The sequence below is a fragment of the Vibrio sp. 10N.222.48.A3 genome, from assembly GCF_041475345.1.
In the GTDB taxonomy this organism is placed as follows: Bacteria; Pseudomonadota; Gammaproteobacteria; order Enterobacterales; family Vibrionaceae; genus Vibrio; species Vibrio tasmaniensis_A.
The window spans coordinates 1-1,550 of the sequence record NZ_JBFRVX010001096.1 but is presented as its reverse complement, the minus strand read 5'-3'; the positions used below and the strand labels follow the sequence as shown (position 1 = coordinate 1,550).

Annotated in this window: 1 protein-coding gene and 1 pseudogene; both read left to right on the top strand. The window is 40.3% G+C overall.

Annotation, left to right across the window (positions count from 1 at the left end; all coding sequences use genetic code 11):
• The first annotated feature begins 306 nt into the window (after positions 1 to 306).
• Complete coding sequence (locus AB4653_RS23950) at positions 307 to 915, top strand: toxin-antitoxin system YwqK family antitoxin (protein WP_102257323.1); 609 nt, start codon at positions 307 to 309, stop codon at positions 913 to 915.
• Positions 916 to 1,376: 461 nt separating this feature from the next.
• Positions 1,377 to 1,550: pseudogene (locus AB4653_RS23945) on the top strand (methyl-accepting chemotaxis protein); the annotation flags it as partial.

The following is a 1,550-nucleotide window of genomic DNA, read 5'->3' as shown; positions in this document are numbered from 1 at the left end:
CCCCTAAAAAACATGAATAAACCCTCTAAAAAACGAAGAATTATCGACAAAAACCATTACTCGTCACGATCAAAGCTCAAAGAAGAACAGCAAAAATATCGTTAGATATAATTTATAAAAATGAATCAGACGAACACATTTGTAGTACAAATAAAATTGAAAATTTACTTTTAAAAGTTCCCTATATTAGGTAGCCAATAATGAAAACTTGAAAACCACTATTAGATACTGACAGTGGTTCTCGGAAGTGAAATGCTTTTAACACACCCGTTACACTTTCCCCTCGTCCATTAAAAAGGTGTCATTATGAAGAAATACGTTCCAATCTTAATTGCTCTTAGTACGGTATCTTCTATGAGCTATGCAGCCACCAGCGATGATGCTGTTGACTACTTACAAATGCGCAAAGGTGTGGCTTATCAAGTAAACCACTCAAAACCCTTTACTGGTCAATTTGAAGAGCAGTTCGATAACGGCCAAGTCGCGACCCAAGCTCAATTTGCCGATGGCCTAGAACTTGGGTTAGAAACCAACTGGTACCCAAATGGCCAAGTTGCTTCTAAAGTGAATTACGTTAAAGGTGAGCTGCAAGGTAAGGCCGAGACCTGGTATCCAAACGGACAGAAAAAAGCGGAGCTCAACTATAAAGACAATGAGCTGTCGGGTGTTGCCTCTCGCTGGTATCCCAATGGCGAACAAAGCCTAACAGCCGAATTCAGTGACGGGCAAAAAGATGGATTGGTAACGGACTACTACCCTAATGGCAATAAAGCCAGCCAAGCGAAATTTGATGAAGGCGAAGTCGCAAACGGGAAACTCACTCGCTGGAATACTAACGGAGACAAGGTTGAAGAACTGACCTTTAAAGACCACAAAGTCACGTCTAAACAGGTTTGGATGCCGACGGAAAGCTAATACTAAAAAACGGCTCTCACAGGGTTAGTCTCATACATATAAACGACTGCTGCTAACCCGTCTGCAATTAAGCGTCTAAAATTAAGCGACAAGAGCAAGAGACACAACAAGAGAAGACATGACAATAGAAACGAGCATTCATGTGACTAAGCGTGAATGTTCGTGGCTATTTCACTTGCTCTTTTCACTACCACTTCCCCTTATCACTTTGGTCCGACTATACCTCAATCTCTCGTTATTATTTACAGCACTCCATCTAGTGATAAAACAATCACCAATAGTCATTGAAAATAATAAATATTTAACTTGCGCATAACCTTTCCATAAAATACTGTAAGCAAACGTTTCCGTTGCGAGTCAGATCCCAGTTATCCGCTTGTAAGCTACTGATCACGCAAATAAGAGAAACGAGATTCCCAAATACGTTGTTGAGTCATATTGTTTTGCTTTGGTGCCTGCCTATGAAAATTAAAACCTCCCTTTTTAGCCTTGCTTGTTTATCCATTATTTCGTTATTGGTTGTCGTCTCATTCACTGAAATGGCAAACCTAAAGCTGATCAAACTTGAGAAAACCCTGATCAAGGTGAAGTCGCTTGAAGTTTCGATGCTTCAACTAAATCGAACGGAACTAGAG

What these genes read in the sequence shown, in the direction of transcription:
- AB4653_RS23950 (WP_102257323.1), top strand. Translation starts at nt 307, where the DNA reads ATGAAGAAATACGTTCCAATCTTAATTGCTCTTAGTACGGTATCTTCT.